6 protein-coding genes are annotated in these 7,082 nt (G+C 65.5%); 3 read left to right on the top strand and 3 right to left on the bottom strand.

Going from position 1 to position 7,082, the window contains the following annotated elements; genetic code table 11:
• On the top strand, nucleotides 1-763 hold a 763-nt coding region (locus tag WAX14_RS02630), incomplete at its 5' end, for a WS/DGAT domain-containing protein (RefSeq protein WP_422626540.1).
• A gap of 72 nt (nucleotides 764-835) precedes the next feature.
• Here WAX14_RS02630 and WAX14_RS02625 read toward each other — a convergent pair.
• Nucleotides 836-2,266 (bottom strand): NAD(P)/FAD-dependent oxidoreductase, encoded by a 1,431-nt coding sequence (locus WAX14_RS02625; RefSeq protein WP_422626539.1) that lies wholly within the window; start codon nucleotides 2,264-2,266, stop codon nucleotides 836-838.
• Nucleotides 2,267-2,431: 165 nt separating this feature from the next.
• On the opposite strand from WAX14_RS02625, the gene WAX14_RS02620 reads away from it, so the two are divergent.
• On the top strand, nucleotides 2,432-3,328 hold the full coding sequence (locus WAX14_RS02620; protein WP_422626538.1) for a LysR substrate-binding domain-containing protein: 897 nt from the start codon (nucleotides 2,432-2,434) through the stop codon (nucleotides 3,326-3,328).
• 147 nt (nucleotides 3,329-3,475) lie between these two features.
• Here WAX14_RS02620 and WAX14_RS02615 read toward each other — a convergent pair whose 3' ends face one another.
• Nucleotides 3,476-4,648 (bottom strand): AI-2E family transporter, encoded by a 1,173-nt coding sequence (locus WAX14_RS02615; protein WP_422626537.1) that lies wholly within the window; start codon nucleotides 4,646-4,648, stop codon nucleotides 3,476-3,478.
• Between the two features lie 162 nt (nucleotides 4,649-4,810).
• Between WAX14_RS02615 and WAX14_RS02610 the strand changes: the two genes are divergently transcribed.
• Nucleotides 4,811-5,638, top strand: a complete 828-nt coding sequence (locus WAX14_RS02610; protein ID WP_422626536.1) for a hypothetical protein — start codon at nucleotides 4,811-4,813, stop codon at nucleotides 5,636-5,638.
• Nucleotides 5,639-5,801: 163 nt separating this feature from the next.
• On the opposite strand, the gene WAX14_RS02605 is transcribed toward WAX14_RS02610, so the two are convergent.
• The coding region (locus WAX14_RS02605) for an alkyl/aryl-sulfatase (RefSeq protein WP_422626535.1) at nucleotides 5,802-7,082 on the bottom strand (1,281 nt) is incomplete at its 5' end.

Below are 7,082 nucleotides of genomic sequence, written 5' to 3'. Positions count from 1 at the left end.
GGCGGTACGCGGCGCCGCACGCGCGCGGGCTACGGGGGCTGCGGGATCGGCCACCCCACCGGATCTCGCCCCGACCGGGCTGGGCCGGGATCCCGGCACGCGACGGACTCTGCTGGTTCTGCGGTGGGGACGTCCCGGCCCGCTCCCGACGGGTTTCACGGTCACCGCGCTCGCCCTGACCACGATCTCGGTTGCGCTGCAACGCTACCTCGCCGAGGTGGACGGGCAGTGCCCGCCGGACCTGACGGCGTTCGTCACGCTCGCGGTCGGCACGGCCCCGGAGACCTTCGGAGTCAACCGCATCGGCTGGACGGACGTCGCGTTGCATCCCGAGGTCGGGACGATCCTGGGGCGTGCCGCCGCGGTGCAGGCAGCATTGAGGGAACGCCGCGAATCGGCGACCGCCGAGTCCCTGCAGTATCTGACCGACACCAGCGCGATTCCCTCGTTTCTGCTGCCCGTGGAACTTGCCGCGAACCAGCGGCGTGTGCAGGCCCGCCGCGCCCCCCGCATGCACACGGTGCTGACCAGCATTCGGGTCGCGGACACGACCCCGTGGGCGCTGGCTGGCCGGCCGCTGCTCTTCGGAACGATCAGCCCACCGCTGACGTCGGAGGCCACGCTCACCCACGGAGTACTCGGTCACGGCGACGACCTGACGCTGACGGTACTGACCTCACCGGAGATCATGCCCGACGCCCGACGGTACGCCGCGCTCCTCGAGGCAGCGTTCGAGGAGGTCAGGGACGCGCTCCGGAAGTGAGCGGCAGGCTTCCCAACTGCAACGCGCTGCGCCCCGGACGGATTCGTTCGGGGCGCAGCGCGGAAGTGTCGCTCAGGCGATGGCCGGTACGGGTTCGCGTGTGCTGTCCGCGACCTTTTCGACTTCCGCGACCTCTTCTACTTCCGCGACCTCTTCGGATTTCGCGACCGCCGGTTCCGCCCCCGCCGGTTCCGCCCCCGCCTGCTTCAGCTCGGCCTGGTCCGGCTCGGCGGTCTGCGCGTAGTAGAAGTGCGGGCGCCGGTGACCGAGGAACGAACCGCACCACGACATCACCGCAATGTAGCGATTGCGGAAGCCCACCAGGTACACCAGGTGCACCGCGAGCCACAGCACCCACGCGATGAAACCGGTGAGTTCGATCTTGCCGACACGGGTGATCGCCCGGAACCGGTTGATGATCGCCATGCTGCCCTTGTCCTTGTACTTGAACGGGGTGCCGGCGGGAACCTTACCGAGGATCAGCTTCGCGACGTGGCGGCCGCCCTGCATCGCAAACGGCGACTGCGCGGGCAGGTTGTCGAGGGTGACCATGTCACCGATCGCATAGATGTTGTCGGCGCTGCCCACGGTGAAGTCGTTGTCGACGAGCAGTCGGCCACCGCGGACGGTCTCGCAGCCGGTGCGCTCCGCGAGAACACCCGCGAAGTCGTTGGCCTGGATACCGGCCGACCAGATGATCGTCTCGGCGGTGAGCCGGCGTGTCTCGTCGGTGGACATCGTCTTCAGGGTCGCACCGTGCTCGTCGATGTCGGTGACCATCGTGCTCACCACGACCTCGACACCGGCCTTCTCCAACGCTTCCTTCGAATAATCGCTGAGCTTGCCGCCGAACGGCGGAAGCACCTTGTCCGCACCCTCGACGAGGGTGACGGTGACATCGGTGGCCTTGATGTTGCCGATCGACTCCGCGAAGTAACGCTGCGCGAGTTCCTTGATCTGGCCTGCCAACTCCACACCGGTCGGACCCGCGCCGACGACGATGAAGCTGAGCAGGTTCTTACGGATCTCGGGGTCGGTGGCGATGTGCGCTTCCTCGAAGCACCGGATGATCTGGCGGCGCAGTTTCTCGGCGTCGTCGACCGTCTTGAGCGCGAACGTCAACTCGGCGAACTCGTCGCGGCCGAAGTAGGCCTGCCGGGCACCGGTCGCGGCGACGAGGTGCTTGTAGCCGAGTGCGTGACGCTGGCCCGCGGCCTCGTAGACGACGGTGTTCGCGTCGGGGTCGACGTCGACGACACGGCCGAGCCGGACGTCGGCGTTGGGGTACTTGGCGAGGATCGCGCGGACCGACGGGGCGATCTCACCGGGCGAGATGACACCGGTGGCGACCTGGTACAGCAGCGGCTGGAACAGATGCTCGGTGGTCTCGGAGATCAGCACGAACGGGGTGCCCGCCTTCGCGAGCTTCTTCGCGGTGGCGAGGGCGCCGAAGCCCGAACCCACGATGACGACGTCCGTCCGATCGAACTCTGCATCGCCCATAACTACCCAAACCTCCACACTGAAGCGCACTACTGCCGATACAACTGCTGTCGATGTCACCGCAGTCGATGTATGAGATTCACCGTAGGTAGCCGCCCGATTCCGGTCCACTAACCTGGGAGATTCGAAATACTGTTATCTCGTTTGCTCATAAATAGGAGCGTGATGGACTTCCGGCAACTGCGCTACTTCGTGGCCGTGGGCGAAGAATCGAGCTTCTCCCGCGCCGCGCAACGCTGCTTCATCTCCCAGTCGGCGATCAGTCATCAGATCGCGAAGCTCGAACAGGAACTCGGAACCAGCCTGTTCGAACGATCGACTCGCGTCGTTCGCCTCACCGACGCCGGCCGTCGCCTCATGCCGATCGCCGCCGAAGTCCTCGCCCTCGAAGCCCGCGCCCTCGAGGTCGCCACCCCACCCCGCGACCGGATCCGGATCAGCGCGAACATGAGCTTCGCCGCGCAGAGTCTCGACGCGATCTCCCGGGTTCGTGAACAGCATCCCCACCTGGACGTCGAATTCGTCATCAAGGACTTCGCGGACCGCGTGAACGCCGTCGCATCCGGTGACGCCGACCTCGCCCTGATCCGCGGCGACGTCGACAGACCGGAACTCGAAACGATCGAGTTCGGCGTCGAGGACCTCGTCGTCGTCACTTCCAGCCAGCATCCGCTGTCTGCGTTCTCGACCGTCGATCTCGGCGAGCTCGCACATTATCCGCTGCTGCTGCCACCACGGCACAGCCAAATCCTCATCCATCGCATCATCGAGGACGCCTTCCTCGAGGTCGGCCGACGAGTCCGGCTCGGCCCGCCGATCGCCAGCGATCACACCGCCACCCTGGAGGTGATCACCAACCCCCGCGCATGGACTGTCCTGTATGCGAGTACCGCCGCCGAAACTCCCGGGAAGGGACTGAAATTCATGCGTGAGCGCCACCGTCTGCTACGAGTTCCGGTGTGCGGGTTGGTGCGTGCCGGCGCCGAGCACACACCCGGTCTCGACCTCCTGATCCAGGCGCTCGCACGGTCGATCGTGCCGACGACCGACACCCCACGCTGAGCACGGCCCGATTCCGCCGAACAGTTCGAGTCGTTGATCGACCATCGGGTGCGATCGAGCATCGGGTGCGATCGAGCATCGGGTGCGATCGAGCATCGACTCCCCGGCCGGTGAGGTCCTGCCCGAGCGCGCATCGTCGTGTCCTCCTCACGCACCGCCGGTATCGTCGGCAGGTTCGTCGTCGGTCGTTCGATCGTCGGTGGTGGCGCCCTCGGTGACGTCCTCGTTACGCATGTCGCTGACGAGGACGTTCGCCCAGCGCGTCGCCGGATCGATATCGAGCAGCATCGACTTGGTCAGGAGCGTGAGCGGGATCGCGAGGATCGCACCCAACGGGCCGAGCACCCACGACCAGAACACCAACGCGAGGAACGCCATCGTCACGGTGATGCCGACCGCGTCACCGACGAACTTCGGCTGAATGATCGACTGCACGACGAAGTTGATCACGCTGTACAGGACGATCACCCACAGCATCAGTGCCGGGCCGCTGTCCAGCAGCGCGAGCAGCGCCGGCGGAATCAGCCCGAGCACGAAACCGACGTTGGGGATGTAGTTCGTGACGAACGACAGCACCGCCCACGCGAACGGAAGGGGGACACCCAGCAGCCACAGGAGACCACCGTCCAGCACTGCGACGATCAACCCGAACACCGTCGTCACGATCAGGTACTTCCGGGTTCCGTCGGTGAATGTTTCCAGGGCATAACGGATGTCGGGCCTGATGCTGCCGATGATGTCGAGCTTGCGACCGATGTGCATCCCGTCGAAAGCCATGAACAGCAGCAACGCCGACACGAAGACGAGACTCGACAGCAACGAGAGCACGCTCAGCAGAACCGATTCGAGTATCCCCACCACGTTGCCCAGATCGACGCCGGACATCAGATTCTGAACCTGGGAGGTACTGACGCCCAGCCCTTCCAGGGTGCTTCGAAAACCGTCGAAGAGGGCATCGAAGGAATCGGCGTACTGAGGAAGTTCCGACGCGAGTTGGGCAACCGTGAGCACCAGCGCGCCGACAAGCCCGATCAGGAACGCGAAGACCGTGACGACCGCCGCCACCATCCCGATCCACGGCCGGAACCCTCGACGGTCCAATCGGATCTGAACGGAATGCATCGCCACGGTCAGGATCAACGCGAGGAAGACCGGGCCGACGATCCCGGCGAAAGTCCGAATACCCGCCATCGTGACGACCGCGGCAGCCCCGGCCAGCAACACGATCAGACCTCGCGGAATGGACCACGTATTCTCCACCGCCGGGCCGGGACCAGCATACCGATCCGCTGTGGGCGAGACCCCGTCGCTTCCCTCCACCGTGATGCTCCTCCGTCATGGCCGAACCTGGCCCGTCAACTACTGCGATTGTGCGGGCGTGCACGCTTCACCGCGTCATCCGTCACGGGTGAACAATCAGGCGAGGTCGTCGCAACTCCGGAATTCCGGGAGCGGATCCACGGCGCACCGGATACTTCAACGATGACGGCGAAACCCCCCGTGCGCCGGATGCCGACGCTCCCGCCGTCGCATCCGGTCGGCCGGACCATTACACGCATTCTGCTGGGCTTCGCCCGCATCGAATTGGTCGACCGTTCGATGACTCTGGCTGCTCAGATGTTCACGTCGGTGCTGCCCGTTCTCATCGCGATCGGCACCTTCGTCGACGACTCCGATCTCACCCGGAGCCTGCGTGACAGACTGTCGATCGACGCGGCGGGCCTTCCTGCCAGTGACATGCAGATGACCTCGCACACCGCCACTTTCGGCGTACTGGGTGTGTTCATGGTGGTGATCGGCGGAACGTCCTTCGCACGGGCCTTGGGGCGGATGTACGGGCGTGCGTGGGACTCGCCGAAAATAGGTGTGTCCCAGGCTTGGCGATGGTTCGCGGTCCTGTTCACGGTGGCGTCGTCGATCGTCGTCGTCACGTGGATCCAGTCCGTGGGTCAGCCCTTCCTTACCGTCGCCGCCCAATGGTCGGTGTGGACCTGTGTCTGGGCGCTGTGCCCTCGCCTACTGACGATCGGTGCCGTACCCGGACACGTCCTGTGGGCAACCGGAGCGATCACCGCGACCCTGCTGAGCGTGATCGACGTCGGCGGCCGGGTCTACATGCCCCGGGCGGTCGCCTCGTCCGCGGCGCATTTCGGCGTACTCGGTATCGTTTTCACGATCATCGGGTGGTTGTTCGTCGTCGCTGTCGCCCTGGTCGCTTCCCCCGTGATCGCCGATGCTGTCATGCCCGTTTACCCGGATCGAGGTACCGGTCGCCGGGCGGCGGATGCGACCCCCGCCAGCAACGAATAGATCGCAATGCCGATGACGAAATACAGCAGGCCGCTTGCGACCTTCGATGCGAGTGTCGCATCGAAGGTGCTCGGCCACAAACCCGCGGCGACCGTCCCTTTCGGTGTCGGTCTCGCCACGTGCACGTGCCGGCATCGCCGCTCACCCCGAAGGTCGGGAACCGTCAGGGCGTGACGATCGCGAAGTCCGGGTCCGGATCGTCCAGGTATCCCACCAGGGTCGCGAATGCGCCGTCCCTCCCGTCCGCGACGACGGTTCCGTCCTCGACGAGCGGACCAGGGTCGGCACCGCCGAGTACCACCGCGATCAGATCCGGCCGGGCCAGGGTGATGGTGGCGTCCGGTGCAGGCAACGACCCGTCGGTGTCGAAGTGCACGAGCAACCCGTTGCGGAGTTGGCTGCGGTGGACAATGTTCTCGTCGGTGAACTTCCAGTCGATCGTGAGATTCGCCGCCCATGCCCGTGGACCGTCGACGCGCAATGCGATCGCATCGAAGACCTGTCCGATCGTGAGTGCCCCGGCGATGTCCGGCGACGCGGTGACGGTCGGTGTGCCGACCGAGCCGTTGCGGAGTTCGTACGCGCCCATCAGGAAGAAGTTGCGCCACGTGCCGTTCTCGGAACCGTACCCCAACTGTTCGAGGGTGTCGGCCTGCAATTCCCTCGCCGCCGCATTGTCGGGGTCGGTGAAGATCACGTAGTTCAGCACCTGCGCGGCCCAGCGAAAGTCACCCTCGTCGAACGATTTCCGTGCCTTCTCGAGCACCTGCTCGGTGCCGCCCATGAACTCCACGTGCCGCTTCGCCGATTCTACGGGCGGGTGCTCCCACAGGCGGGCCGGATTGCCGTCGAACCAGCCCATGTACCGCTGGTAGATCGCCTTCACATTGTGGCTGACACTGCCGTAATAGCCGTGGGTGTGCCATACGTTCTCGATCGCCGGCGGGAGCTCGATCGACTCGGCGATCTCGATTCCCGTGGCGCCCTTGTTGATCGCGCGCAATGTCTGATCGTGGAGGTATCCGTACAAATCTCGCTGGACCGACAGGAACTCGGTGAGCCGATCGGTGTCCCAGGTGGGCCAGTGATGCGAGGCGAACAGCACGTCGGACCGGTGCGCGAACCGGTTGATCGACTCCGTCAGATACTGCGACCACACGTGCGGATCGCGTACGAGAGCACCGCGCAGAGTCAACAGATTGTGCAGCGTGTGCGTCGCATTCTCCGCCATGCACAGCGCCCGCATCTGCGGGAAATAGAAGTTCATCTCCGCCGGCGCCTCGGTGCCGGGAGTCATCTGGAACTCGAGGGTGACCCCGTCGACGGTCTCGATCTGCCCGGTGTGGTCGATGTCTGTCGTCGGGGCGATCAGCGTCGGTGTGCCCGTCGACGTCGTCGGCCCCAGCCCCGCGCCGACGGCGCCGCGCGGCCCGCGCGGCAGGGC

Origin of the sequence: Rhodococcus sp. (in: high G+C Gram-positive bacteria) (assembly GCF_049299235.1) — a bacterium.
GTDB lineage: Bacteria > Actinomycetota > Actinomycetes > Mycobacteriales > Mycobacteriaceae > Rhodococcus.
Note: the sequence above shows the minus strand (reverse complement) of the source record. Positions and strands in the feature narration are given on the sequence as shown.